Below are 23194 nucleotides of genomic sequence, written 5' to 3'. Positions count from 1 at the left end.
GCATTTAACTTATTTGTTTTAGTGCACTCTTCACTAAAGAAGCCTTAGCTCTAAGAATCTCTCGTGCAATGTTCAATGAGCGAAAAAGTGTTGAGAGCTTTAATGCTTATCAATGTATTCGAGGTTATCTAATTGACTTGTCAATGCAAGAGTTAATAGAACTCGCGAAAGACTATGGATTCGAAGTGGGTAAAGCTTCTTCATTGAATATAAAATTGGAGGTTAACCCTACACGCGGTTGATAAGTTCCCTTTTCAGAATGTACGAATGATAAATCAGTAACCAAGATTTTGTTAAATGAGTAGGCACAACGTTCGTGTAAAAGCTAAAAACACACATGGCTTCATAAAGAAAGTAGCCGAAAGCAAAGTTTTAGCTCGACATGAAAAGCTTCATATGTTTACCAAAGTTGTTATGGAAAAGCAGGCTCTTAGAGAGAGATATATTAAGTTGATGAATGATGCTGAAAGAGCTGTTGGCAGGAAAGAAGCTATTTACCTTCTTAGAGATGCTGAAATTATTTGGCAAAAAATTAATAGTTAAAATTTTTCTTTTTTCGACTTTTGGGAGTTTATATATAATTTTTCAAAATCCGTCGCATTGAAAAAATGAAATTTCTAGATCCAACAATTTTTATATTGAGAATGTTATATCTATTTATAGATCTTCAGTATATTCAGTCATTAAATCGTTGAGATCATCAAACATCTCATCTTCATCTTGTCCAATAATAGATTGAGTCCCAAGGTCAAAGGTGGATTTTAAATCAGAAAGTAATTCTCTATCTTCTTGGTTTAGAGGATTTATTTTATCGAAGTTAAGCATTATTTTTAAACAGAAGGATCAAAGTTGATTTCAACTTGATTAATGTTATTTGAAAATTGATCAAGCCCCCATAACTCTCCTCTTTCGGAAGCCTCAACTATTGATTCGTAAAATTCAGGAATATGTGATGACATGGTTCTAAATGGATATGGGTGAGATGCCCGCAGAAAGTTGGTGGAAATTAATTATTCCAAAAGAAATTAGAGCGGGAATGAACCAACTAAATGGAAGAAAAATTCTGATTTTAGATTTTGTATCTTCGGACATGGTTTGAATTCAACTACCTAATCATGTGTCAATTATTTCTTTAGCGAGAGAATGATTGGTTCGGTTCCCTATATAAAAAAGTCATCCAATGAATCTTTTTATGTTTGTTGTTCCTATTGAAGATAATTAAACTTTGGTTTTAAATTCTATAGCCCTAACTTAGTAGGTTTTAAATTCTAGTGTTGATTCATGAGGAACAGCTGTAATGGGAAATCCCACCGGCTCCAAAGAATTTCTTGGGCTTGAGTCTGTCGTATTTTTTCTGTACCTCTAATGATTGTTCCTCGTAAGGTTTGTCTAAAACTGCTTGTAGTTCCATTATGAGACCATAGTCGCCTTTCTCTGCCATTTCGTATGCTGGTGTGATGAGCCATTCCCTCCATGTGTATTTTGGATTAATGCGTTTCATTTTTGCTGATATTTCATTTTGATCACCTTTGTTAATTACGTGCTCCCGCCATCTTTGTAGCCAACTGATCCATTTGGTCTCAATCTCTTTTGAAATTGGTAGATAGAAACTATCTTTTAAGTCCTTAAGATTTTGGGGGATACTTGAAAGTTTTCGGAAAAAGATTGTGTAGTCGACCTTTGTGTGAACCATGAGCTGCAGCATTTCATTTACTAGAGGTGCGTCATAAGTGACTAAGCCTAGTTTCTTTGTCCACATGTTCTCCATTTTCTGATTCATTATCGTAGTAAATCCATCGCTGATGATATCTAGCCTGTCCAGTGCCTTTGCGTTGCCGGTAAGTAGAGGTCGAATAGCCCCCCAAAACATTTGATAATTGGCTTCGGCAGCAACTTGTTGGTTAAAGAACGCAAAATGTTCACCACCTCCTGTCCAAGGTTGGAATCTAGGATCAAATAGTTCGCAAAAACCAAATGGACCGTAATCGAGGGTGAAACCACCTGCAGCGCAGTTGTCACTGTTGAAATTACCTTGGCAGTAGCCAATCCGCATCCAATTAGCTACTAATGATGTGAGTCGTTCTCGGAATGAATTCGCGAGCTCAACGACTTGGTCGCTAAAGCTAAGGTTCGGATCAATTTCCTCATTGTAATTTCTTACGATTAAGTGCTTCACAATCATCTCGAGCTCTTTCATTGCATCTTGATGCTCATTGTTGCGTACTCGACGTGCAAAGAGTTCTATCTGACCTACCCGTAAAAATGATGGCGCGACTCGTGTTGAGATTGCAGCTGGTGTTTCTACCAATATGTCTGGATCGATTGAATTGGAGTCTTTTGTATACCAAGGCCTGCGGACTGTTTCAGATTTAGAGACATAAAGTGTGAGAGATCGTGATGTTGGTACTCCGAGTGATTGCATATATTCCTGCGCTAAAAACTCACGAACACTTGAACGAAGCACTGCTCGTCCATCAGCTCCTCTGCAGTATGGTGTTGGCCCTCCTCCTTTAAGTTGCATTTCCCATCTTTTGCCATTAAAAAGACCTTCAAATACAGAAATAGCTCTCCCATCTCCATAGCCGTTACCTGTTCCAAATGGACACTGCTGAGTATATTCAGTTCCATAGATAGATAGTGCGTAACCGGTAGCCCAACCAAATGGTCGCATCGGTGATGTCGCAACACTTATGTCGCCGGAGAATAGACGACGAAAAAGCTCATCTAGAGCAAGTTCCTGACTCAAACCTAACTCGTTAAATAATATTTTACTATGAGCGATATATTCTGGCTTTGGAATTGCTGTTGGAGTGACAGGTACATAGTGACCAGAAAAGACCTCTCTTGTTAGGTGGTCGTCACCATCATCTGTTGCCTGAGGATCAGGTTCGAGAGAATCCATGAATGAGTAGTCAGCTTGTTTTGCAAACTCAGAGAAAGTTCTAGTTGTCTGCATAGCTTTAGTACTGCTCATTTAGGTCTTTTTGTAGTTGGTTAAGTTTTTAATTTGATGAATCTTTCTTTTATATTTCTAGCATAGATTCGATGCTTTAATTTTCTTAAAATCTGTTTTGTACTAGGCTATAAGTCTAAAAAATGGAGAGAAAATATTTTTGATTCAGTTGTATCGTTGGGAAAGTTTCAAGACATAAAACTACAGGGCTAATTCAATTCCATATAAAAAGTTAATTCGTGTCAGCTACATTTTTAAAGAACTCACAATAAACCATTAAATCCGACTCTTTTTCTGTTTTGAGATTTAGGTCTGAAATTGCTTTAGCAGTTTCAATTCTGTAAGCATACCAATCAAGGCAAAGATTTCTTTGTCTTTGTGTCTCAGAGATTACATTTGGTTTTAAGGAACTGACTCGAGAAGTGTTCTTTGTACAGCCACTTATAAATACAGCAAATAAAACAAGAGAAAGAAAGTGTTTCATCTTTTAATTAACTTCGTAAGTAACTAGTGATGACGGTTGAATCATAAATGTGTCCAGCTTCCTCAATTAAAGGTCTTACTTCAGGATTGGAAAACATTGCGATTGATTTACCTTCTTCAGCTTGCTCTATAACAACGGCACTACTTGGATCCTCTTTATTTATCCCTCTATAAAGACAAACAATTTTTTCTTCTTTCATAAGTTGTTTGTTTTCTTCACTGTCATATACCGCTGCCCATTGTTCAAACGGAACAGAAATCTTAAAGCTGAATACGGTAGTTTCTAGAGCCACTTTTTAGATTAGATGATTATGACTGAGAAAGAGCATTGCATATTTTTATATAAAATTCTGTCTCATTAATCATATCTTCAACCTCTCCTAACACAATTATGATTTTTTACTGTCATCACTATTAATTTTCTAAATGACTGATTATCTAAAAAGACCTCCTTTTTTCTTTGGAGTCTTTGCCTGAAGCTGTTCTTCTACGACTAATCTTGCTTTCTTATGAGCAATTTTAGATTCAACCATTGTTGTGATTGATATCAAAAATAAGCCTCCTATTCCAATTAATTGTTCGGCTTTTGTTGGCTCTGTATCACCATTTAAGATAGCTCCTAGAATGAACCAAGCTGTAGCTGCTCCTCCAGTTGCAAAGTAAGGAATCCAACGACGTTGGTAAAGGTATCCAGCACCTAAGCCAGGAAGGAAATTTAATGTTGTAGCAACCCATCCACTGGATGCAGCAAGAATTTGTTCCTTAGAGGGGGTATCCATGTAAATCTCTAAAATCAAATTATGTCGATATCAATTGTTTTCTGTGGACTGAACTTGCTGTTGTGAGTTACACCACACAATTAGAATTTAGTTTCGACTTTTTTCAAGCGGATGACCAGACTCGAACTGGCGACATTCAGCTTGGGAAGCTGACGTTCTACCACTGAACTACACCCGCAGATCTTTAAGTTAGCGAAGTTAAATGCCTACCCTATCTTTAGACACTTTCTGAAATGAGAGTCTAATCAGTTCTTTTAATGCCCATATTTCTGTTTTTGCAGTCTTTTTCTATTTCTTTTTTGATCATCTCATAAAGCGCTAATTCTTCTGGATCTTCAGAACCAAGTCCATAACCCATCGTTGCAGCAATATAAATTTTGTGTTGTCTATGAGAACTCAGACTCATTAGCTTTTAAACATTAATCAACGTCATGAGATGAATCATCTTACCTAAGATGATAACTGCAAATGTAATTTTAATAGTCATAGCGATCTTGAAGTTGATCAATATCTTATTAAGCAGAAATGATTTCTTTTTTTCTTGATCTCTTTAAAACTGCGTAAAAAGCTAAGACACTTATCGTTCCTGATGGACCTATAAATACATGCCATATTTGTTCGCCTGAACTTGAAAGTAGAATCCCAAAGAATGTAGTAAAGATTACTCCCGTGATTGGATAAATAAAGAAGACCCAATCTTTAAATCGGTTCCACCATTGCGATATAAGTAGAATACTTATTAATACTTGAATTAAAAGAGTTGTTGACTTGTCTAGTAACCAATAAGAAAAAAGCGCGGCAATTATTAACAAAATATTGCTAGTTATGATCGACTTGTTTTTAGCTACTGAAATAGTAAAGAACGATAATCCAATAGAAAGAAATGAATAAAACAGCCAATTATATATTGATGAGTGATCTACATATATCCAATCCGTAGTCGTATGATCGAACATCTCAAACATTGAAGCAAGGCCTAGTGAGATAAAGGCAAAAGGTGGTAGCAGAGGAAATCTAATTTGCTTGAATCTGTTTATGGACTTAATTCCAATAAGGATAGGGATGAGAAATGCTTGTAGATGTGCTAATAACAATAATGATCTGAAGGTCAATTAAGTTAATTTGGAGCTAATACGAAATTAGCAACTTTATTGAAATCTTCCTAATACAAGAACTAATATTTTTTAAAGAAACTTACCAATGATAGAAACCAGGTTGCTTGTTTAACAGAGGAAACCCGAGGACGGACTAGGCGAATATTTGGACGTTGACCGCACATTCCAAAAATAATTAAAATGTATTTCTAAATTCAAGCTAATACTAAGATAAAAGCAACAAGTAAATCAGTAAGAAGATATGTTCTTAATTCCTCCAGACTCACTTTCAAGATTATTGGTTGTAATGGTGGCGACAGTTGTTGAGATAATGAATTTTTTTGCGGTTTTAGATCCTTTAATAATAACCTTTATGCAAGTTGCACTTGTCATTGGACCATTGAGTCTTGTGGGTTTGTTTTTGCTACTTAGGAAAATTGAAAAAGATCATCCAGAACGTATACGTTGGAAGTAATGAGAAAAGAAAATCAATTCAACTCCGATTCGAATTATCCAGAAAACTTTTGGCCGAAAATATTAACTCTTCTCTGTATTGGGGCTTTTATTTATTGGGTAATGACTTCTCAAAATGCTGATAAAACTCTCGATCAATATCTTTTTGACCCAATTCTCAGACTATTTGACAGAATAAAAATTAATGATTTTTCGTAAATGATTAAAAGACTTATTTCAAGTGAAAGATCCAAATGGATTTTTGTTATTAGTGTGGTTGCCATTGGTGCAGGATTCACAGCAAAGAATGTGATCTCCTATCCAACTGAATGTATGAGCGAAGAAGTTGTACAAGACTTTGTTACACCTAAAGGAACTACAAGCAATTTCACCATTTTCTAGTTTTTTTTCCTCAATAAGTCAAAAAAGCCTCTACATTTGAAGAAAGAAATTTTAAAATGTTTTTCTTTAATCCATTTTGGCCTTTAACAGCTTTAAGAATCGCATCATTAAAAGCAACTTCAACATTACTTTTACTTCTTTTAATTAAATCAAACCTTCTTCGTTTGAAAGGTGGACTGATAGGCGGTCTCGTTGCACTTACACTTATTTCTGGATTAATTGTCTCATCAACAGTTGCTGGCGGAGCTGCTTACTACTTTTTTCAAAATAAGAAATCAAATGATGATGAAGTAAATATTTCTGACGATGATGTAATTAATGCTGAAGCAGTTTCAGCTTGATTTCGTTTTGCAGTTACGTGCTAATGACTGATAACGCCTATTTAACTAATTGTTTAAGCACCTTTCTAACAAATTCAATTTAAGAATTTATTTCATGTTGAATTTTTCTTTGGGCAAATGAATAATTGCGAGAATTAAAAAATTAGATATTGAATTATCTATTGCTTTATGAACAAATTTAGAATTTCATTTTTTAAATTGTCCATCGATTCAATAATCAAGTCTGCACCTGCTTTTTTCAACTCTGCTTCATATATGAGACGTTTGTTTCGACTTGAAGCTACATGTAAATGTGGAGGAGCAATAGCTAGACTGATAAATTTCTGATCAGGGATCTTAATTCGAGCATTTATAACTGTTTTAACATCTGCAACAGTATCTCCAATATATGCAATTGGCGGATTGGAAAGGCCTAAAGGTTTTTTTGAAAGTTTAGAAGATAGTGAAATAAATCCTGTTGGATCAGGTTTCTCAGGCGCTTCACCCATTGCAATCAAGGGAGCAGAGGTTAAGCCAAGCCTCTGCTCTAAGACGAATTTCGCCGATGGTAATTCAGCTCCACTTACGAAACCCCAACCAATTCTTCGCTGAGTTAATTCCTTAAAAAGTGTTTGTTTGACTAATAACGTTTCATCTTTAATAAAACCTGACCATTCACTAGAGTCATGGTTTGGATCTCCACCAAAATAAAAGTTTTCAAAGCATTCAATTAATATTTTTTTAGACGGAGCTGAAAAAGAACGATTGTTTTTTTGTACATGTCTATTGATCATTTCTAGGCTCAAATCCCAATCATTGTTCCAACAGCCTTCACTTTTTATAGAATCAATATCTTCTATTGAGGGTCTCCACCCACTAAAAAAATTTACAGTTTCTTGGATAGCTAATCGATAGCTGTTGGTTACGTCACGAATAACCCCATCAATATCAAATAAAATCAGGCCAATATTATTCATTATTGAGTTTTTTCTAATCAAAAAATGTTCAATCGAATTTGTTGTTTAGTTGAAGCTTAAGTTCTAATTCACGGTCTTTGAGACCTTTTTCATTCTTAATAATTCGATTACCTACCCATGCAATTCCCATCCCAATTATCGTGGGTATACCAATTGCTGAAAATCTTGTAATGCTATTCATGCCTTTGCTAGATAATGAAGAAGATTTTGTTTGAGTCTTCTTTGAAGTTACCAAGCAATTTTGAAAATTGAAATATTAAGTGAATTTCAACTTGTTTTGGTTCTTCTTAAATCTCTCCATAAGCAGGCCATCAAATAGAAATAACCAGCCATAGCAATTATGAAAAATGATGTCATCAGCTTTGCTCTGCAGTGGACATTTGAAAAATTGAAGCAGAACTAACTACTAAAAGGATTGCGAATAAAATTATGTGATATGGAGTAAGCATGATTAAAACGTAAAGACTTAGAGAATTTAACCAACTAATTAAGTCGATGTTGTAGTGCAATGCGAAGTTTTTTGGGGTGGTTACACCAATTTTGAGAATATGAGGTAAAACCATATTGAATAAATTGGAATGCAATGGTTGGTTTCCTTTTCTTAATACTTAAGCCAGTACTCTTTTTGATGTTGAAAAAATTTTTCAAGAAGCAAATGAAAGCTTTTATTATCAGTGCAATTGAGTGGCTAGTTCTTCAAACAGACAATGACTTAGACGATAAGATTCTTGCCAAGGTGAAAAGTGGAATGAAATTAGGTGTCGTTTGATCAAATGCTTAAGCAAGTTGTTAATGGATTTAATACATTGATTCCATCCAAAATATATTTATGGTTTTGTTGTTAGATACTGCAAACTATGACTGAAAAATTTGAAACGAAGTGGTCAACCACTGAAGATCAAATCGATAACATCATTATTCCAGCAATGCAGGGAACTGCTCTGCAATACGCTAAGTATGCTAGTGAGCTCCAATGTCTTCCTGTATTTATCGCACTAATACCTCGAGATATTGCCGATACTTTTGAAGAAAATGTAATTACAAGCGAATCATATTGTGATTAATGCTAAACCACCTTCAATAAAACTACTAATCAAAAGTCAGCAAGTTAACTATCCAGTTGTACCAATAAGGTATTTTGTTTGATACTTTTTTTCCCCTATTAAGCACAAGTGAGAGGAATACCCGAACTTTTTGTGTACTGCTTGCCTTGTTCCTCGCATTGAGACATGTTTTTCAATTCTATTTTTTCTATTCCTTAAGTACTGTTTTGAAGGATCAACCAAAAACTTTCGGCTTGTGCATTCATAGCTGTCAAAAATAGAGCCGATGACAAAAATAATAAATGGCGTTTCATAGATCTTCTCCTAATGTCCAACTCTATCCAGAATTAATTAACGTTTTTGGAGGGATTTCCTTTTTTTGTCCCCGAACTGGTTAGCCCTACCTGAACCGACCTTTAGGGATAGATTATTCCTGGTTATATTCCTAATAATTCATTCAAATTTTAAAAACATTTAGCAATGACAGCAATTAATAAAATTACTGCTGCTAAGGTTTTAGTTTTAATAAACCTTCCTGTTTTGCTTTTAATAGCAGGTGTTTACCAAATAGGTTCTGCAGTAATAGTTTAATTATTGTTTCTAGTTATGGCCAAATGGATTCCGTCCCAAAAGCAAAAATCAGGTTTAATAAGTAGAACATTCGAATTTTTTATTGATGAGTTAGCTGAATTGCAGGATGAACTTGATTGCCCAGATGAATTCATATGTGATTTCCTTGAAGTTGTTAAAAATCGTTGGTCACCAGATAGTTGTCATTCAAAGGCTAGGCAGCATAAAAGAGATAATCCAAGCTTCTACTAAAAATGCAAAATGAAAGTTGGCTTGTCAAAAAAGATCGAGTCTGGGCAATGAGGTTTTTAAAAGATAAACATCCTGATGAAGACGGAACTCAATACATAAGGGTTCACTACGCTAGCTGCAGGCTCAGATTCCTACACGGTATTACTCCTCATGTTCAATTACATGAAAGTAAGAAGCTAACTTATGAAAAAGCAAGAGACCTATGGAGGTCGTCATTGGAAACAGAATGGGAAGTCTCTAAGAAACCCTTATGGGAGACCTCTTAAAGCTTAAAAAAAATCAGCAGAATTCTCTTTTAAGTTGATATTTAAGAAAAAAAGATTTTGAAATTTGAGTATATACCACTAGATAGTTTTGTATCCAGATGAACTACACGTGCTATCAATGCATAACATAATAGTTTTTGTAGCAACCGCTACCAAAACGTTCAACTCGTTACATAGCGAGCCGCATCTCGATTTAAGCCAAGGAACGGGGACTTAAATCAACATTCGGAGTATGGATGATGACAACTCTTCTATATCGTGGACAAAACTATGTCCAGCACAAAGAGCAAAAAGCTCAAAAGGATTGTGTTGAGCTGACTTACAGACGTAATCACTACAACACATGCAGAAGCGATGCTAAGTCTGAGCTAAATTCCCAATTGGCTTATCGCGGTCATCGCTATCAACATTAGTTTGTTAACTCTTTTTAAAAGGCCCTGCTAGGCAGGGCTTTTTTTTTGCTTAGATAATTCTTGTTTGGTTGAAAAGCTATTAACTCATACAAAGTTTATTTTTGTTAGCCCTCATAAACTTTGCAAGTAGATGCTGTTGGATGATTACTACATTCTTTTTCCCAAAACTCATCTCTAGTTTCATTGGGAACCGTGTAAGAGAAGTCATGCATTGTTTGAATATCACTTAATGCATTTTTGATTATGTTCAAAGGAGTTTTTAGTTTCATAACCCTCCGTATCCGTATATAGATGTTCTAATCGATCTTGTTAAATTTATACACCTCGGCTTTTACTCAAGTAGAATTAACTATTAATCGATTAACGAATCAAAGATAAGAATTAAAGGAGTAGAGGCTATGCTTAAAGCTTTACCAAGTTAAAAAAATATAGTCTGTGGTTATTAGCAGTTAAAAATCAATTGATTGTCTCATTTTCTAAATGGTTGTCTAGTAATGAATAATCTTGGATTGAACGTTGATAAACGCATTTGACGTCTGTTTACCAATCTGGATATAAGTAATCGTCTCCTATGGGCTCTTCATAGAATTGACCAACTTCAATTCCATAAAAATATTTTGATAGTTTGGCGAAAAAATTTTCATTTAAATAAAAAAACGGTCTGTGCAGACTCAGACCGTTAGTGAATTACTTCTTTCCTATCTAAATACATTATTTTAGTTAGTGCGATAGTAAGGAATACCCAAATAATTTGTTTAAGGACAAGCTTAGTCTGTATTAATTGGAATGAGCACTGATAAAGGAAGACGGTTCAAACTTTTTATGGAGTTTAAATAATGTATTTACTTTATTCTTTAAAAAGGAACCAAAACCCAAATCAATAAAAATATATAGAAATAGGGAATAGCAAAAAACCACATAGAAAATAAGATGACATATGAATGTGTCTATGAGATCAGATTCTTTTTCATTAGTTGTTTGTTCTTCAACATCTATCTTGGGTGACTTAAAATCACTTATTGAATTAGTAGCTATTGACTCAACCCAGCCAAACTGTGCTAGTTCTTGATCGATTATTTTTAGCGCAGAAGTCATAAAAAAAAAGAATTTTCAAATATTCATCTTTTTATCGTGTTAAAAATCAAGTTCTAGGCCAACGTTACATTTTTTAGTTTTTTATCTAATTTTGCTTGAAGAAGAACACATGATTCCAGTTAATTTCTTCCATTGCATCTTTGAACTGCAAGCATATTGGCATCCGAATGATTTTTTTCTGATTTCCAAATCTTATTTGAAGTTTGACCAATACAAACGACTTCAGCTGCATTTTTTATTCCTACTGGTACTTGAGTTAAAGCCAAGATCATTAAGGCAAAACCTGTTCCAGGGGCATGAATATTTAACCGAAAGCTTTTGAGCCAATTTTTCTTAGGCATTAATCAGTTCCTATTTAATAATCCTTTATAGCTAATTTTGTTATGTATGCTTGAGTTGAATGAAATGACTCAAAAGCAAAAGACGAAAATTTAATTAAAAATGTTATTTCCAGAAATAGAACCTAAGGAACAAGGGATATTAAAAGTGAGCCCTCTTCATTCAATCTACTGGGAAAGAAGCGGCAATCCAAATGGATCCTCTGTCTTGATTGTTCATGGCGGCCCAGGAGGTGGGAGTAGTCCTTCCTATAGACGATATTTTGACCCAAAGAAATTCAATATTGTTCAATTTGATCAAAGAGGATGTGGTAGATCTTCTCCTCATTCTGAGTTAAAAGAAAACACGACACATCATTTAATTGAAGACATTGAAAAATTAAGACAACTCTTAAAAATTGAATCATGGCATGTCTTTGGGGGCTCATGGGGCTCAACATTAAGCTTGATTTATGCCATTCAACACACGGAAAAAGTTTTAAGTCTTACTCTTAGGGGTATATTTTTGTGCAGAAAAACCGAATTAAGTTGGTTCTATCAAAAAGGTGCTAGTGAGATTTTTCCTGAAGAATTTGATCTTTATCAGTCTGTTATTCCGCAAAATGAGAGAGGCGATTTGATTAATGCTTTCCATAAGAGATTAACCAGTCAAGATAGGTCTGAAAGAGCCAAAGCGGCTCATGCTTGGACGAGATGGGAAATGTCAACAAGCTTTCTCATGCCAAAAGAATTATCCATTAAAAAAGCTGCAAATGATAATTTCTCAGATTCTTTTGCGCGTATAGAATGTCATTATTTTGTTAATAACATTTTTTTAGAGGAAAATTATATTTTAAAAAACATTACTAAGCTAAAAGATATTCCTGTTTCGATTGTTCAGGGAAGATATGACGTGGTTTGTCCCATGAGAAGTGCATGGGATCTTAATAAATCATTGCTCTCTTCAAAACTTTATGTAATCGATAGTGCTGGACACTCAATGAAAGAGATTGGAATTTCTAAAAAATTAATTGAGTTGACGAATGAGTTAGCTTATTCCTCCTCTAACCCTAATTTTCAGTAGCTGTTACTTGATCTCAATGATATTTAATTAATCCTACACCCATTAGAAATTACAAGAAAATCGTTTGAATTTACTCATTGGTTTAATCTTGCTTGCTGTCTTTTTTAAAATCGCCAATAGCTTTTACTGGGAACTTCATCCCTTGTCTCCATACAGCTGTAATTATTAAAGCAATGAAAGCAATAATGGGTATGAATCTAAGTACTTCCATCGTGGAAGGTTCCGCAACTAAAGATTTAAAAGGATCACTAAGAGATACGGGAACGACCTCGTATGAATTTGCTAGTTCATTTAGATCTACTTGCATTTTTTTTGAGAATTATTACAGAACCTTATAAAAAAAACTGCGTATTTTCTTTTGATTCGTTTGTTTGTGATTTGTATGTAAAAAATATACCTTTATAAGTAAACAAAGCTAATCCTTTAGGTGATTTAAGTTTTCTTAACCCGCTTCTTTTGACTTATTGATACTCTGATTGAAGTCATAGTTGCACGTCTTTTATTTTAGATAATTTATTTGGTCAACCCTGAAAAGAGAAAGAACCAAGTAAAGATAATCATATTTAGTCCAACTGTTAAAGATATTGCGATCACTTTATAAGTGTTTCCAACTGCCTCAGATTCTTGATTGAGCTTTATTCTTTTCATTTCGCTTCTTTGTAAATAAAACTTCTGATTCACTCTCTGACTATAGCTATAGGAGGAGAGGTGTCTTTTCCCTTTCACTTAATAACAAGAATTTTTCTTTTTAAACGGCTATGATTCTTTGCCCTTTAAGTTAAAGCCAGTTCATGGCTATTTTAGGAATTTTGTTAGTAGTGGGAGTATTTGCATATGAGCTGATTTACTTGTTTCGTGAAGGTTCATCAGAAGCATTTATATGTCCGCTGTATTTGAGTGGTTTAAAAGTTCGTTAACTATCTACCAATTTCAATTGGTTGTCAAAATTACAAAGATAAAAGCTAGCTTTGGCTTTAAAATTTATTTTTATTAAGTTTGTATGTTTTGCACTTGATTCAATGTCAATGGATTTATTTACTGATTGATAAAACATTTTTAGGAGCTAAAAATGTATAGTTACAGATTAATATGAACAGAGCTCAAATTGCGGCACTTCCTTTATTAAAAGGCTCTACTGAGGTGAAAATCATTGAACGAAGTTGGGGCATTGAAAGGTGCTACGTAACACCAGATGGTGAGAAGGTTTGCACACCAGCCCCGTTTTTAACAAATCATCGAAACCTAGACTGGACTTGCTTTGCTTAAATAGTTTTATTGTCAAAAATATTTTAATAACTGTTCAAATCGAATTTTGATTTTTAAATTTTTGCTTGATTTTTTCTTAAACCGTTTTCTCCTTATGAAATCTGTAGAATTGATGCAAAACCTGTTATTAGTAAAATTCCGTACATGATTACATAGTAGGGAGTAAGCATTTTAATTTTGCGTTTAAATGAAATTAGCTACTACTACACATAGTATGTTGTAGTGCAATGCAAATATTTTTAGGGTAGTTTCACCCATGCATTAAATTTTTGGTGTTCTTAAAATCGAATATCTTATGTACCCGTTAACACTATGAAATTGTTTACTCCATTCAGCATTCCTAAGTCTGATATGACAGCTCTGCCAAAACGAAATAATAAAGCTACATCCAAAAAGTCACATTAAAAACACCAATAACGCTTCATGGTACAGTTGTACTATTGGTTTACTTGGTCGTATGAAGCGAGATGGTTGGATTAGGGAAGTAAATGGAGTATGGATACTCAGGTTTCGATATGATTGGGAGAGCTGGGATCAAAACCCTAAGGTTTGGATTGAGAGGGGAAGGCTTGTATCAATCGGACCCCCACTCTTGAAAAATCGGAAGAGGATAAGAAGAGGGTTGGCAATAAGACTATGGAGGGAATTATTATCAACTGGATGGAGACGTATTTCCCCACAGTGGGATTAATAATTAAAATAATGAAGTTCTCATGATTTCTAAAGTTAAAAAAGTTTTTATATTTTGTCTTTTTTCTTCAAACGGAAAATCTGTAAAACGTTTGATTTCGCAGACTACTTAATGTATAGATTTTGAACATCTCATCACTATTTAAAAGTAAATTCATTAGGTTAGATTTTCAAATAAACAAATAATCATGACCTCGGACATTGAATACTATAAGCAACTGTCTAAAAAGGTTAGTACAAAGCAAGATAAAATTACTTTCTTTGATCAAAATCAAAAGGCATTTTACGTAGATATTTATTCTGATAGTTGGTCAAAGATGATGCTGGAATATTCTAAAGCAGAGAATCTAAGTTCAGAGCAATTAAATAAAATTGAGGAAATGAAATGGATTGAGATGCCTGAAAAATTAAAGCTTTTTGCATATGATTTCTGTATTCTTAATGGATTTGTTTTTACTGGAGTGGGAAGTAAATAATACTGATTAATCTGGGATTAAAAAATATTTAGGCGCTTATTCATTTGATTAATTTACCACTTTTCGTTTTAAGTAGATTGGTTTTTTATTGTTATTGCTTTAGTAATACGTCAGATGCTTGTTGCCTCTAGGTTCATTGAGTTCTAAATGGTGCACGCACAAAGCTTTTTAATTTTCTAGAAGATGCAATTTATTTTTTCTTTTTCGTACTTTTGCTTTTTGGCTCAAATCCGTCTTTAAAGTCCGAACCGGATTTGTTAAACCAAGCCAAGAAGGCGGCAATAGATGTTCCAATTAAAGCAGCAATAACCCATTGAGATATTTCATCCATTAGCAAAAAATTTTCCTTCCAGTAGCTGAGTAATAGTAGCAAGTACCATCAGCGCCGATATAAAACATACGGTTTTTGTATTTTGACTTTGAAAATTGTTCAAGTCTTCTTTCATGCATATCGAAGTTTTTTGTATTTAACTCTGGATTTCGTTCTCTTTGTTCATTGGTTCCCTCTTCTACATTCCATGCCAATTTTCTTATGAGCCACATTGCGGTAATAAAAAAAACAATAACTAATAAATCCATTTATTTTGCAAGAGAAAAGTTGTTAGCAATAGTCTCTCAACTCTCTCCATTTATCTAGCCCCGCTTGAAGATTCTCCATTTCAGTTTTAGAACCATTTGTTTTAAATGCTTTAATCAACGACTCTGTAGCTTCGATTCCATAGCTAGCAGCTTCTCTTTGCCTTGCACAAACTCTGTCTCTGGATCCATCTTTTAAATCTGTCTCAATTTCTTTCAGTATTTTGCTTGCTTTCTCTTGTTTTTGATAAAAATCACTTAAATACATCTCAAATTCCGACTCAGCATTAGCTGATATGACTGAAGAAAATAAGAGAACCAAGGAAATTAATAATAGAGGAAATAAGCGCTTCATATTTTCATAATGGCGAACTTACTAATCTTCACAACCTATTTATGTGCAATGTTATATGGGGAACCCGAACACGCAGCACGTATCAAATGTTTAAATGATATTGCATGAAATCAAATCAATTTTATCTCTCCATTTTTACACGTAAACCACTGGAAATGTATTTGCTTTTTATTTACTGTGCTTCATTAGCATGCTTCGCTAGTTGATAGATATTTAAATGAACTCACCAAATGAACTATTTCCCAACCCTTGGCAATGAAATTTGCATTTGTGGTTTGTTCTTTCATTACTGATTCTTTGGTGAGCAATTTAGTATGAAGATACCTTCGATAAGTTTAAAAAGAACGCTTGACGTGACCATGAAGGACACTTTCAGAAGGATAAAAGAATTAGGTGAGCAAGACAGTCAAGCATTAAGAGAGGAATACAAAGAATGGATAGACGCTAGTGAAGGCGGGAATAAACACCCTCATGTTTTATATATGAATCAGTTGGAACCCAAAAGTTAAAAAGATCATTAAAAAGGGGCTTAAGTTGCCCCATGAGAATTGTCTGATAATCAGATTTTACTAGTACTGTGTCGACCCTTCAAGCAGCTAATAGTTCTTCCTCCGCTGGTAATGTTTGAGTTATTGACTCATCCAATTCATCACTTCCCTTTATTTCTAGAGAAATAACGTCTCCTGATACGAGACTCGGCTCGACATTTTGCTCAGAAGCTATTTCCAGATTAGGTTCCATTTTTACTGAAGAGGTAATCTCAGATAGAACCACTTGTGCTAACTCAGCTTCTTTAACAACTTGAGACCATGGGTTAACTGTTGCTGCAATGAAGTCCCGATTAGCTTCTGTTTTATCTCCACGGGTGATGAGTAAGAAAGGAAGGGCAACGGTAAACAGACAAAAAATGGCTAGGAAAAAGTTGGCGATGGCCATTTCTCTACCAGGTTCAAATGCTGCTAGAAGCATAAAAAGAAAAGCAATTTGTATAAAAAATCACTTACTTTTTACCCTTAAGCCATACCTTCGCAAACAAACTTAATCGAAAAATTTATTATGTTCAAAATCAATGACTTTACAGGGAGTGTTTAAAATTGATTTTGTGTGTGTCAGTTAGTGATGTCTCTTTCTGTCATTAGACGATAAGCAAAATCATCAACCCTCTTCTGATTCACTCCATTATCTCCAACTCCTACTCTTGATTCTGATCTGACTTGAATAATACCTTTTTCTGGAATTGCTTTGAGGAGTAGATCATCGGTATATCTTCTCCATTTTGTCTTCGCTTCAGCATGAATAAATGAATCAGTTTTTTCAACTATTTTTGTTCTGGCTGTTTCAGAAACAATTTTGGTTGCTTTTTTAAAAGCATTTTCTAAATCATTTACTTTAAAGTCTTCTTTCACGCAGTGCGTTATGACAACACAATCTGGCAGATCAGTTGTTATTGCATTTGCTTTATGGGGGGTAATCGTAAGAACAACAAGAATTGAAAAGAAGAAAGTTAAAAATCGATTAATCATTGATCTAAAAGATCTAGTAAAATAAATTTAAAAGCAATACAAATGAATATATCCTAGGTAAAAATTAAATGTGATTTTACTCTACGATTTCTAGGGATTTATGGCTTGAAATTTAGATCTATCAAAGCTGGAAAAAGAATTTTGGATAATTATTGATAAAAAGACTTTTCTAAACCCATCTGAGCACTTTTTTAACTTGCTAATTCATTTCCCCATTCTTTGTGTTTTCTATCTAAATCTACTACTGAATTTTTTTGAGCATTAAGTATTAGTAAGCGATGAACTAGCTCGATTTTGGTTTCAGTTACCTCTTCTGAGTAAAACTTTAGAGGTTGTTCTCCAAGCAAATTGTCGCCGCTCATTAAATAAAAATTTTAAATCATTGGTTTTTTAGGACGAAATCAAGTATAAGCATTGGTTTTTAAGGTTTTTTTTCTTTTTGCGTTACATCACTCTTGCTGGTTGTCCCTACCTTTACCATCCATTTAGCAAGAGTTGAAGTGGTTATGATTTTAATTATTAGTTTTTCTCCTTGAATCTCGTTCCCTCAACATGTTTTTAGTCTTGTAAATACTGATAGTTTGTAACGCTCCAGCTCTTCTTTCCATCCTGCCGAGTTCATTACAAGTTAGTTCTTCAGTTTCTGTTTGATTTAGTAATGCATCCTGTTTTTCATTCTGAACTTATAGGTCTTGATTGGCCCATCCTCTTTATGGGTCACATCATTATGTTCTGGTCTTTAACTTTAAGACTTGATTGGTCTTGGATTCCGTTAACGGATTATGAGAAATTATGCGGTTCTAAAGGTGACGCATATCGAGCTCAAGTGAGTTTATTGGAGAAAACTTTTGAAAATAGCTAAAACCAAATGAAATTACTTTTTGTTTTACCAATATCCTTTTGCTTTTTATTTCCCACAAAAACGCAAGCATCAAGAACTGATCAAGTTAGTTCCGTTTGTGAAAGTTTTGCGGCCGGTAAAATTGATGCCGCAAAAACCTTAAAGGCTTTAAATCTAAATATTGATGATTTTTCAATAGGAGTGAATAATACTGCAAAAATATTTTGTTCGTAGTTTTTGAGTTCTTTTTGTTATTTATAGCTACTACATTTAGATAATTCTTTAGCTTTGACTATGAAATTGTGGATGAAAAAAAATTTATGTTTATCCATATAATATAGACTTAAGTACTTCTGGTTATTTTATTTATTCTTCATTTAGTAATACTACTTAAAAGAAGTGGATCCAATATTGACTTAGGAACAGTATTTTCATCTAATTTTTAAATGGATAGTACATAATGAAACAGACTTATACACTTGTGAAATAATAGTACAAAATGCAAAGCACTGATGTAAAAATGCATACCCAAGTAAATGTAATTTCTATTTTTCCTTAATTCTCATTCTCACTAAACAGATATGAATATCGCTCAATCATCGCCTTTGTATGAATATTGGAATTCTGCTCAAGACGAGAATGATGAAAACAAGAGACTGTTAAAGCTTAATTCAATGGAACCTGCGTCTAATCTCTTTAGGAACGAACCTTACAAATGGGAGAATCTTTATCGAAGTGTTCTTAATAACGTTATTAATGGAGATGATTCATCAATAAAAGGATTGATGGTTTTGTTATCTACAATCAGTAAAACGGAGAAAGATATAGCCCTTAACGCTCTAGAGACTTTGTTAGATAAGCGTATAATTAATAAATTGAGAAATGAAAAATATAAGGATATAAAGTCTAGTAAAAATCTTTATACTGCCTTTAGAATATTGTTGACTATTTTTATCAATCCATATGATTTAGAACTTAAAAAAGAACCAAAACATCTTTATGAGAAAACAGGAATGTTTTTTTATAAATTAAGAAAGATAATTTTTTTAAATAAGTGAGATTTATATCTCTGGTGAAAAATTTTTAATCATAGAGAAGGATAACTATTGGAGAGAAAATTTTTCTATTAATTTTCTAAGTTGTTCTGTTCGAGAGTTTTTTTGTGGTCTGGCATCATCAAGTACTGCTGCACAACATAATTGCCATGATGAACCATCTTTTAATTTCAATTCTTTAGAAATATTGACTGGAGCAGAGGTTAAGGAAGTTACTTCATCTATATGCTCGAGGGTCTCCCACAGTTCACTCTCCAAGAAATCTAGTTCAACTTTTGATAGGAGGTTTGTTGCTATAAAATCCTTGATTAAATCTGTAAGCTCTAAAGACATTTTTCAATTTAATGTAATCGACAAAACCATAGGTTTAATGGAAAGAGCAGTTTGTAAAAAGTTATTTGATTTTGAGGATAGCACTTATTTAAATTATTTATTTACGAGCTGATTTTCAAATTTTAATCTTAAAGGCTTAACTCAGATAATTACAATATAAGAAAGAACCCACTACCTTAAAGAAAAAATGAGTATGGAGATTACAACTGAATATGCAAAAAAGGCGCAAAAGGAAGCTGAATGGGCATATAACAAAGCAATGGAAAAGTTTTATTACTCAATGTTGGAGGTAGTTTTCTTAAGGATTAAAACACACCTGTCTACGGAGGGGCTAAAGAAAGTGGTGAAAATAGATAAAAAAAGAGCTAACAACGAAAATCTGGGAGTTGAATTTAGTCAAAAAACCTAGTCGGTATTAGCAGAAGCATGGACAGGTGCAGAAGGTTCGGCGATGACTAAGATCGCTGAACTTTATGGGCTGGAGATATCTGATTTGGATATCTCCAAAATTCAAAAGCTTGATGCAAGTGATAGTTCTCCAAAATGCGCTCCATCAAAATAACTTTGATGTACATTGAATCTGCTGAATATCTTCACCGATCGATTTGAAGTTACAACAATTAAAAAGGTTCTTGAAAGAAAGAAAAAAGCTACTCAAAAAGAAATATCTTAAGGAACTTGTTGAAAAACAAGCAAACTAGCTTTGACTTGAATGGGTGGTATTTATTCCTATGTCGTATTAGTCTAGGTATATGACATATTACGCAAAGCCAAATTATATTCAATACGATGAGTGGTTTGATGACAACATTGATCCGTGTGAATTAGAGTATGAGAAGGAAAAAAAGTTTAGTGATTCTGTTCACGAGAAATTTTATAAAATGTCAAATCATAATTTAATTATCGGTGGATCGGAGTCCCATGCAGATTTAAAAAAAACTGAAAGATGCTCAGGTGGTTTTTGCTCATTAACAGATGAAGAACTCAAGCAACTTTAATCAAATGTAAATAAAGAAAAATTTGAATTTGAATGATCATTTTATTTATTTATTTAGAAGCGCTTACTTTTTTCTTTTGTCAACAATGTTTCTCCTTTTGTATAAAAGCTATAAATGATTCCAACGTTTTAGAGCTTTATCTAAAAAAGATGATTGAATTATCTATATGAAATATCTACTATTATTTACTGTCTTTTTGGGTCTAAGCACTCCTTCGGGAGCAGTTACAACCCGAATGTTTAAAGTTCTAGATACTTGTGCAAGATATAGGTTGAAAGAGAAAACTGCTTTAGTCGCAATAAAAGACCTTAAACTCAAATATGAGGGTAAAGATGAAAGTGAGGCAGAGCTGTTTATCAAGTTGTATTGCTCGGTTTTTACGCCAAATGAAAATGTAGACTTTTAATTTATTTATGAGTCGTTTACTTGTTCTTCAGCATTTAGAACGCGAGCGACCCGGATTGTTTGTCAACCTTGCTGAGGAAAGAGGATTTAGTGTTTGTACTTTTCGTTTGGATCTAGGAGACTCTCTTCCAGAACTTAGGAATGGAGATTTACTTTTGGTGTTGGGTGGACCTATGGGTATAAGAGACATTGGTTCTTTAACTTTTCCATGGCTTGTTGAAGAAATTGGTCTAATAAAAGAAGCCTTAAATCAAGGCGTTGGGTTGATAGGAGTATGCTTGGGTGCTCAACTTTTAGCCTATGCAGCTGGTGGTGATGTTGAATTGATTCAGGAGGAGGTATCCCATCAACCATTAGCTGAAATAGGGTGGGACAATATCTTTCCTCAATTAGTAGAGGATAACTTTAAATTGACAAGACTTTTAAGACATCCTTTCCCTGTTTTGCATTGGCATGGAGATAGAATTTTATTGCCTAATTCTGCAGAGCTTATCGCTAGTAGTTGTAGATGTAAGGAGCAATTATTTAGTATTGGTCCATTAGCTTATGGGATGCAATTTCACGTTGAGATTGACGATGAGATGGTTAATACCTGGATTTCAGAAGATCATAAATTTATTTCTTCAGCATTAGGGGCAGACGGTCAATCCATTTTAAAACAACAACAAAAAGAATTTGGTCATAAAACATTAGATTCTAGATTAGAGTTTTTAAACACTTTATTTGACCTATTAATCTAAGTAAGATTTTTAGCTGCTTAAAATATTTACTAAAATGATTGATGACTTCACACTTGCGCAGTGCAGAAAAGATAGGGAAGTTCTTCAATTAAAAATTAAAAATCTTGAGCATGGTATTAATGAAGCCGAAAAAATGATTGCTGAGTCAAATATGAATGATGAGGCATTAACTTTTTTAAGAAGGAAAGTCGCAGAATCTAATCAGGATTTAGCAATTCTGTATTTAATTCACTAACTAATCTTCATTGGGATTTTTTGTTGAAAATCGACTTTAAGATCTTCATAAAGTGAGTAAGCCGTACCCGACCGTATCTTTCATTTAAAAAATTCATACTTTACATTTATTCACACAAACGCAATTCCAGTAATGACAAGCTCAACCTCATCTCAAGTAATCACTGAGTACGGCAAGCAAAACATCTTTGGCCGTGAAACACAGCCTCAGCTTGTAGAGGACTACACCAGCTATCCAGAGGAAGCAGAAAAGACCAATGGCCGTTGGGCAATGATCGGCATGATCAGTCTTTTGGTTTCATACTTCTCAACTGGTCAAATCATTCCTGGAATTTTCTAAGCGAATAACTACTAATAAGTAACTTCTAAAAACAATGCAACCATCTAACAAAACAATTCTAGAAAGAAGCATCGGCAGACCAGCCATGATGGCATTCGTTCTACTAACAGGTATCTACCTAACAACCGGTCAACTTATCCCAGGTGTCGTTTAATGAAAAACCAAACCACTGAAACTCCAAGAGTAGAAGAAGGCAAAGTAATTGCTGAAAGACTCAATGGTCTCGCTGCATCTGTTGGCTGCTTGGCTCTTGTCGGTGCATACCTAACAACCGGTCAAATCATTCCAGGTTTTGTATAATGAACAAAGAAACTAACTACTGGAAAACAGCAGAGCAGACGAATGGTCGCCTTGCGATGATGGGCTTCTTTGCTGCTGTAATTAACTACGGATTAACAGGCTGGATCATTCCAGGAATTGTGTAGTCTTAGCATTTAAATCTAACTAAAAAAGCCCTCTTCTCTGTCATTACGGATCATGTCTTCTTACTGTTTTTTTGTTTGATTAGCGCGTGATTAACGCAATGTAATAATTCAGTAATATTGATGATTATCAACTGGATGTAGTTATTACTATTTGATTCTTGTATCTAGGATCCATATATCTTCTAATTTACAACTACCATTAAGCCATTCTCTAAACTCTTGAGCAATTGCAAGTCTTTCCCTTTTAGGTAGTTTTTGGGCTCTAATTAAGAGCAATGTCATTGAATCTGCAATCAGCTCTTCAACATTTGGCTTTTCTTGCATTTACGACTATTAACTGTTTCTCCTTTAAATTATCTATCTTGTTCAATGATTACTTCAGACGTAAGGATATAAATAGAATTTACGAATACTTAACCATTAAGAAGGAAATATA

General features: G+C 34.0%; 49 protein-coding genes and 1 tRNA gene. 27 read left to right on the top strand and 23 right to left on the bottom strand.

Annotated elements, in window-relative coordinates; translation table 11 throughout:
• Positions 1 to 68 precede the first annotated feature (68 nt).
• The gene (locus tag SIB53_RS09910; RefSeq protein WP_413678029.1) at positions 69 to 242 is read left to right on the top strand and encodes a hypothetical protein; all 174 of its coding nucleotides are present in this window, start codon (positions 69 to 71) and stop codon (positions 240 to 242) included.
• 55 nt (positions 243 to 297) lie between these two features.
• On the top strand, positions 298 to 543 hold the full coding sequence (locus tag SIB53_RS09905) for a hypothetical protein (RefSeq protein ID WP_413678028.1): 246 nt from the start codon (positions 298 to 300) through the stop codon (positions 541 to 543).
• Positions 544 to 657: 114 nt separating this feature from the next.
• Here SIB53_RS09905 and SIB53_RS09900 read toward each other — a convergent pair whose 3' ends face one another.
• Both SIB53_RS09900 and SIB53_RS09895 read right to left on the bottom strand, forming a co-directional pair.
• Positions 658 to 825 (bottom strand): hypothetical protein, encoded by a 168-nt coding sequence (locus tag SIB53_RS09900; RefSeq protein ID WP_413678027.1) that lies wholly within the window; start codon positions 823 to 825, stop codon positions 658 to 660.
• 5 nt (positions 826 to 830) lie between these two features.
• A complete protein-coding gene (locus tag SIB53_RS09895) occupies positions 831 to 959 on the bottom strand; it encodes a hypothetical protein (RefSeq protein WP_413678026.1) in 129 nt (42 codons plus the stop codon).
• Positions 960 to 973: 14 nt separating this feature from the next.
• Here SIB53_RS09895 and SIB53_RS09890 point away from each other — a divergent pair, with 14 nt between their 5' ends.
• A complete protein-coding gene (locus SIB53_RS09890; protein ID WP_413678025.1) occupies positions 974 to 1099 on the top strand; it encodes a hypothetical protein in 126 nt (41 codons plus the stop codon).
• A 180-nt stretch (positions 1100 to 1279) separates the two neighbouring features.
• Here SIB53_RS09890 and SIB53_RS09885 read toward each other — a convergent pair whose 3' ends face one another.
• The 7 genes from SIB53_RS09885 to SIB53_RS09855 form a co-directional block, all read right to left on the bottom strand.
• On the bottom strand, positions 1280 to 2974 hold the full coding sequence (locus SIB53_RS09885) for a protein adenylyltransferase SelO family protein (protein WP_413678024.1): 1695 nt from the start codon (positions 2972 to 2974) through the stop codon (positions 1280 to 1282).
• A gap of 211 nt (positions 2975 to 3185) precedes the next feature.
• Entirely contained in the window at positions 3186 to 3437 is a 252-nt protein-coding gene (locus tag SIB53_RS09880) for a hypothetical protein (protein ID WP_413678023.1), read from the bottom strand.
• Positions 3438 to 3444: 7 nt separating this feature from the next.
• Complete coding sequence (locus tag SIB53_RS09875) at positions 3445 to 3729, bottom strand: DUF3764 family protein (protein WP_413678022.1); 285 nt, start codon at positions 3727 to 3729, stop codon at positions 3445 to 3447.
• 141 nt (positions 3730 to 3870) lie between these two features.
• On the bottom strand, positions 3871 to 4215 hold the full coding sequence (locus SIB53_RS09870) for a hypothetical protein (protein WP_413678021.1): 345 nt from the start codon (positions 4213 to 4215) through the stop codon (positions 3871 to 3873).
• 106 nt (positions 4216 to 4321) lie between these two features.
• Positions 4322 to 4393, bottom strand: a tRNA-Gly gene (locus SIB53_RS09865).
• Positions 4394 to 4456: 63 nt separating this feature from the next.
• On the bottom strand, positions 4457 to 4621 hold the full coding sequence (locus tag SIB53_RS09860; protein ID WP_219045946.1) for a hypothetical protein: 165 nt from the start codon (positions 4619 to 4621) through the stop codon (positions 4457 to 4459).
• A 109-nt stretch (positions 4622 to 4730) separates the two neighbouring features.
• Entirely contained in the window at positions 4731 to 5327 is a 597-nt protein-coding gene (locus SIB53_RS09855; protein ID WP_413678020.1) for a hypothetical protein, read from the bottom strand.
• A 244-nt stretch (positions 5328 to 5571) separates the two neighbouring features.
• Here SIB53_RS09855 and SIB53_RS09850 point away from each other — a divergent pair, with 244 nt between their 5' ends.
• The 3 genes from SIB53_RS09850 to SIB53_RS09840 all read left to right on the top strand — a co-directional run bounded on the left by SIB53_RS09850 (position 5572) and on the right by SIB53_RS09840 (position 6505).
• Positions 5572 to 5784: a hypothetical protein gene (locus tag SIB53_RS09850; protein WP_413678019.1), complete on the top strand. Its 213-nt coding sequence runs from the start codon at positions 5572 to 5574 to the stop codon at positions 5782 to 5784.
• A gap of 197 nt (positions 5785 to 5981) precedes the next feature.
• The gene (locus SIB53_RS09845; protein ID WP_413678018.1) at positions 5982 to 6164 is read left to right on the top strand and encodes a hypothetical protein; all 183 of its coding nucleotides are present in this window, start codon (positions 5982 to 5984) and stop codon (positions 6162 to 6164) included.
• 56 nt (positions 6165 to 6220) lie between these two features.
• Positions 6221 to 6505: a hypothetical protein gene (locus SIB53_RS09840; protein WP_413678017.1), complete on the top strand. Its 285-nt coding sequence runs from the start codon at positions 6221 to 6223 to the stop codon at positions 6503 to 6505.
• A 158-nt stretch (positions 6506 to 6663) separates the two neighbouring features.
• Here the strand turns inward: SIB53_RS09840 and SIB53_RS09835 are convergent, their stop codons facing one another.
• Together SIB53_RS09835 and SIB53_RS09830 are read right to left on the bottom strand one after the other, a co-directional pair.
• Positions 6664 to 7461, bottom strand: a complete 798-nt coding sequence (locus tag SIB53_RS09835) for a TIGR01548 family HAD-type hydrolase (RefSeq protein ID WP_413678016.1) — start codon at positions 7459 to 7461, stop codon at positions 6664 to 6666.
• Positions 7462 to 7489: 28 nt separating this feature from the next.
• Positions 7490 to 7642 carry a hypothetical protein gene (locus SIB53_RS09830; RefSeq protein WP_413678015.1) on the bottom strand — a complete coding sequence of 51 codons (153 nt, stop codon included), beginning with the start codon at positions 7640 to 7642 and terminating at the stop codon, positions 7490 to 7492.
• A gap of 676 nt (positions 7643 to 8318) precedes the next feature.
• Here SIB53_RS09830 and SIB53_RS09825 point away from each other — a divergent pair.
• From SIB53_RS09825 to SIB53_RS09810, 4 genes are all read left to right on the top strand, one after another.
• On the top strand, positions 8319 to 8525 hold the full coding sequence (locus tag SIB53_RS09825; protein WP_413678014.1) for a hypothetical protein: 207 nt from the start codon (positions 8319 to 8321) through the stop codon (positions 8523 to 8525).
• Between the two features lie 585 nt (positions 8526 to 9110).
• Positions 9111 to 9326, top strand: coding sequence for a hypothetical protein (locus tag SIB53_RS09820; RefSeq protein ID WP_413678013.1), 216 nt, complete (start codon positions 9111 to 9113; stop codon positions 9324 to 9326).
• Positions 9327 to 9328: 2 nt separating this feature from the next.
• Positions 9329 to 9592 carry a DUF1651 domain-containing protein gene (locus SIB53_RS09815; RefSeq protein WP_413678012.1) on the top strand — a complete coding sequence of 88 codons (264 nt, stop codon included), beginning with the start codon at positions 9329 to 9331 and terminating at the stop codon, positions 9590 to 9592.
• A 236-nt stretch (positions 9593 to 9828) separates the two neighbouring features.
• Positions 9829 to 10005, top strand: coding sequence for a DUF4278 domain-containing protein (locus tag SIB53_RS09810; RefSeq protein ID WP_413390785.1), 177 nt, complete (start codon positions 9829 to 9831; stop codon positions 10003 to 10005).
• Positions 10006 to 10109: 104 nt separating this feature from the next.
• On the opposite strand, the gene SIB53_RS09805 is transcribed toward SIB53_RS09810, so the two are convergent.
• The 3 genes from SIB53_RS09805 to SIB53_RS09795 form a co-directional block, all read right to left on the bottom strand.
• Entirely contained in the window at positions 10110 to 10274 is a 165-nt protein-coding gene (locus SIB53_RS09805) for a hypothetical protein (protein WP_413678011.1), read from the bottom strand.
• Between the two features lie 508 nt (positions 10275 to 10782).
• Positions 10783 to 11100 carry a hypothetical protein gene (locus SIB53_RS09800; RefSeq protein ID WP_413678010.1) on the bottom strand — a complete coding sequence of 106 codons (318 nt, stop codon included), beginning with the start codon at positions 11098 to 11100 and terminating at the stop codon, positions 10783 to 10785.
• 119 nt (positions 11101 to 11219) lie between these two features.
• On the bottom strand, positions 11220 to 11441 hold the full coding sequence (locus SIB53_RS09795) for a hypothetical protein (RefSeq protein ID WP_413678009.1): 222 nt from the start codon (positions 11439 to 11441) through the stop codon (positions 11220 to 11222).
• A gap of 100 nt (positions 11442 to 11541) precedes the next feature.
• Here SIB53_RS09795 and pip point away from each other — a divergent pair, with 100 nt between their 5' ends.
• Positions 11542 to 12501, top strand: a complete 960-nt coding sequence (gene pip / locus SIB53_RS09790) for a prolyl aminopeptidase (protein WP_413678008.1) — start codon at positions 11542 to 11544, stop codon at positions 12499 to 12501.
• 82 nt (positions 12502 to 12583) lie between these two features.
• Here the strand turns inward: pip and SIB53_RS09785 are convergent, their stop codons facing one another.
• The gene (locus SIB53_RS09785; protein WP_413678007.1) at positions 12584 to 12808 is read right to left on the bottom strand and encodes a hypothetical protein; all 225 of its coding nucleotides are present in this window, start codon (positions 12806 to 12808) and stop codon (positions 12584 to 12586) included.
• A gap of 782 nt (positions 12809 to 13590) precedes the next feature.
• On the opposite strand from SIB53_RS09785, the gene SIB53_RS09780 reads away from it, so the two are divergent.
• From SIB53_RS09780 to SIB53_RS09770, 3 genes are all read left to right on the top strand, one after another.
• Positions 13591 to 13767: a hypothetical protein gene (locus SIB53_RS09780; protein WP_413678006.1), complete on the top strand. Its 177-nt coding sequence runs from the start codon at positions 13591 to 13593 to the stop codon at positions 13765 to 13767.
• A 457-nt stretch (positions 13768 to 14224) separates the two neighbouring features.
• Entirely contained in the window at positions 14225 to 14458 is a 234-nt protein-coding gene (locus SIB53_RS09775) for a DUF1651 domain-containing protein (protein WP_413678005.1), read from the top strand.
• A 187-nt stretch (positions 14459 to 14645) separates the two neighbouring features.
• Entirely contained in the window at positions 14646 to 14933 is a 288-nt protein-coding gene (locus SIB53_RS09770; RefSeq protein ID WP_413678004.1) for a hypothetical protein, read from the top strand.
• A 190-nt stretch (positions 14934 to 15123) separates the two neighbouring features.
• On the opposite strand, the gene SIB53_RS09765 is transcribed toward SIB53_RS09770, so the two are convergent.
• Genes SIB53_RS09765 through SIB53_RS09755 form a run of 3 tightly spaced genes read right to left on the bottom strand, consistent with a single transcriptional unit; the run spans position 15124 to position 15864 of the window.
• Positions 15124 to 15264 (bottom strand): hypothetical protein, encoded by a 141-nt coding sequence (locus tag SIB53_RS09765; RefSeq protein ID WP_413678003.1) that lies wholly within the window; start codon positions 15262 to 15264, stop codon positions 15124 to 15126.
• On the bottom strand, positions 15264 to 15512 hold the full coding sequence (locus tag SIB53_RS09760; RefSeq protein WP_413678002.1) for a hypothetical protein: 249 nt from the start codon (positions 15510 to 15512) through the stop codon (positions 15264 to 15266). The genes SIB53_RS09765 and SIB53_RS09760 overlap by 1 nt, the downstream gene beginning before the upstream one ends.
• Positions 15513 to 15534: 22 nt before the next feature.
• The gene (locus SIB53_RS09755) at positions 15535 to 15864 is read right to left on the bottom strand and encodes a hypothetical protein (protein WP_269610554.1); all 330 of its coding nucleotides are present in this window, start codon (positions 15862 to 15864) and stop codon (positions 15535 to 15537) included.
• A 314-nt stretch (positions 15865 to 16178) separates the two neighbouring features.
• On the opposite strand from SIB53_RS09755, the gene SIB53_RS09750 reads away from it, so the two are divergent.
• The gene (locus SIB53_RS09750) at positions 16179 to 16373 is read left to right on the top strand and encodes a hypothetical protein (protein WP_413678001.1); all 195 of its coding nucleotides are present in this window, start codon (positions 16179 to 16181) and stop codon (positions 16371 to 16373) included.
• Positions 16374 to 16452: 79 nt separating this feature from the next.
• Here SIB53_RS09750 and SIB53_RS09745 read toward each other — a convergent pair whose 3' ends face one another.
• The 3 genes from SIB53_RS09745 to SIB53_RS09735 all read right to left on the bottom strand — a co-directional run bounded on the left by SIB53_RS09745 (position 16453) and on the right by SIB53_RS09735 (position 17749).
• Positions 16453 to 16833, bottom strand: a complete 381-nt coding sequence (locus SIB53_RS09745; RefSeq protein WP_413678000.1) for a hypothetical protein — start codon at positions 16831 to 16833, stop codon at positions 16453 to 16455.
• A 140-nt stretch (positions 16834 to 16973) separates the two neighbouring features.
• Entirely contained in the window at positions 16974 to 17387 is a 414-nt protein-coding gene (locus SIB53_RS09740) for a DUF1499 domain-containing protein (protein ID WP_413677999.1), read from the bottom strand.
• A 191-nt stretch (positions 17388 to 17578) separates the two neighbouring features.
• On the bottom strand, positions 17579 to 17749 hold the full coding sequence (locus tag SIB53_RS09735; RefSeq protein WP_413677998.1) for a hypothetical protein: 171 nt from the start codon (positions 17747 to 17749) through the stop codon (positions 17579 to 17581).
• Between the two features lie 296 nt (positions 17750 to 18045).
• Between SIB53_RS09735 and SIB53_RS09730 the strand changes: the two genes are divergently transcribed.
• The 3 genes from SIB53_RS09730 (at position 18046) to SIB53_RS09720 (ending at position 19286) form a co-directional block, all read left to right on the top strand.
• Positions 18046 to 18249, top strand: coding sequence for a hypothetical protein (locus SIB53_RS09730; RefSeq protein ID WP_413677997.1), 204 nt, complete (start codon positions 18046 to 18048; stop codon positions 18247 to 18249).
• Between the two features lie 6 nt (positions 18250 to 18255).
• Positions 18256 to 18462 (top strand): hypothetical protein, encoded by a 207-nt coding sequence (locus SIB53_RS09725; RefSeq protein WP_413677996.1) that lies wholly within the window; start codon positions 18256 to 18258, stop codon positions 18460 to 18462.
• Between the two features lie 347 nt (positions 18463 to 18809).
• Positions 18810 to 19286, top strand: a complete 477-nt coding sequence (locus SIB53_RS09720; RefSeq protein WP_413677995.1) for a hypothetical protein — start codon at positions 18810 to 18812, stop codon at positions 19284 to 19286.
• A gap of 45 nt (positions 19287 to 19331) precedes the next feature.
• Here the strand turns inward: SIB53_RS09720 and SIB53_RS09715 are convergent, their stop codons facing one another.
• Positions 19332 to 19616 (bottom strand): inward rectifier potassium channel, encoded by a 285-nt coding sequence (locus SIB53_RS09715; protein ID WP_413677994.1) that lies wholly within the window; start codon positions 19614 to 19616, stop codon positions 19332 to 19334.
• Positions 19617 to 19809: 193 nt separating this feature from the next.
• On the opposite strand from SIB53_RS09715, the gene SIB53_RS09710 reads away from it, so the two are divergent.
• The 9 genes from SIB53_RS09710 to SIB53_RS09670 all read left to right on the top strand — a co-directional run bounded on the left by SIB53_RS09710 (position 19810) and on the right by SIB53_RS09670 (position 22758).
• Positions 19810 to 20025: a hypothetical protein gene (locus SIB53_RS09710; protein WP_413677993.1), complete on the top strand. Its 216-nt coding sequence runs from the start codon at positions 19810 to 19812 to the stop codon at positions 20023 to 20025.
• A gap of 343 nt (positions 20026 to 20368) precedes the next feature.
• Complete coding sequence (locus SIB53_RS09705) at positions 20369 to 20614, top strand: hypothetical protein (RefSeq protein WP_413677992.1); 246 nt, start codon at positions 20369 to 20371, stop codon at positions 20612 to 20614.
• Positions 20615 to 20810: 196 nt separating this feature from the next.
• Positions 20811 to 21020, top strand: a complete 210-nt coding sequence (locus tag SIB53_RS09700) for a non-structural protein (NS2)-like protein (protein WP_413677991.1) — start codon at positions 20811 to 20813, stop codon at positions 21018 to 21020.
• Between the two features lie 7 nt (positions 21021 to 21027).
• A complete protein-coding gene (locus SIB53_RS09695) occupies positions 21028 to 21759 on the top strand; it encodes a type 1 glutamine amidotransferase (RefSeq protein WP_413677990.1) in 732 nt (243 codons plus the stop codon).
• A 34-nt stretch (positions 21760 to 21793) separates the two neighbouring features.
• A complete protein-coding gene (locus tag SIB53_RS09690) occupies positions 21794 to 21994 on the top strand; it encodes a hypothetical protein (RefSeq protein ID WP_219045872.1) in 201 nt (66 codons plus the stop codon).
• A gap of 132 nt (positions 21995 to 22126) precedes the next feature.
• Entirely contained in the window at positions 22127 to 22333 is a 207-nt protein-coding gene (locus SIB53_RS09685; RefSeq protein WP_413677989.1) for a high light inducible protein, read from the top strand.
• Between the two features lie 34 nt (positions 22334 to 22367).
• Entirely contained in the window at positions 22368 to 22487 is a 120-nt protein-coding gene (locus tag SIB53_RS09680) for a high light inducible protein (RefSeq protein WP_011294968.1), read from the top strand.
• The gene (locus SIB53_RS09675) at positions 22487 to 22633 is read left to right on the top strand and encodes a high light inducible protein (protein WP_219046122.1); all 147 of its coding nucleotides are present in this window, start codon (positions 22487 to 22489) and stop codon (positions 22631 to 22633) included. The genes SIB53_RS09680 and SIB53_RS09675 overlap by 1 nt, the downstream gene beginning before the upstream one ends.
• Positions 22633 to 22758, top strand: a complete 126-nt coding sequence (locus tag SIB53_RS09670) for a chlorophyll a/b-binding protein (RefSeq protein WP_413677988.1) — start codon at positions 22633 to 22635, stop codon at positions 22756 to 22758. The genes SIB53_RS09675 and SIB53_RS09670 overlap by 1 nt, the downstream gene beginning before the upstream one ends.
• 147 nt (positions 22759 to 22905) lie before the next feature.
• Here the strand turns inward: SIB53_RS09670 and SIB53_RS09665 are convergent, their stop codons facing one another.
• Positions 22906 to 23082: a hypothetical protein gene (locus SIB53_RS09665; RefSeq protein WP_413677987.1), complete on the bottom strand. Its 177-nt coding sequence runs from the start codon at positions 23080 to 23082 to the stop codon at positions 22906 to 22908.
• Between the last annotated feature and the right edge of the window lie 112 nt (positions 23083 to 23194).

The sequence above is a fragment of the Prochlorococcus sp. MIT 0916 genome (genome assembly GCF_047305155.1).
Lineage (GTDB): Bacteria > Cyanobacteriota > Cyanobacteriia > PCC-6307 > Cyanobiaceae > Prochlorococcus_B.
This window is presented reverse-complemented; position numbering and strand designations above follow the sequence as displayed.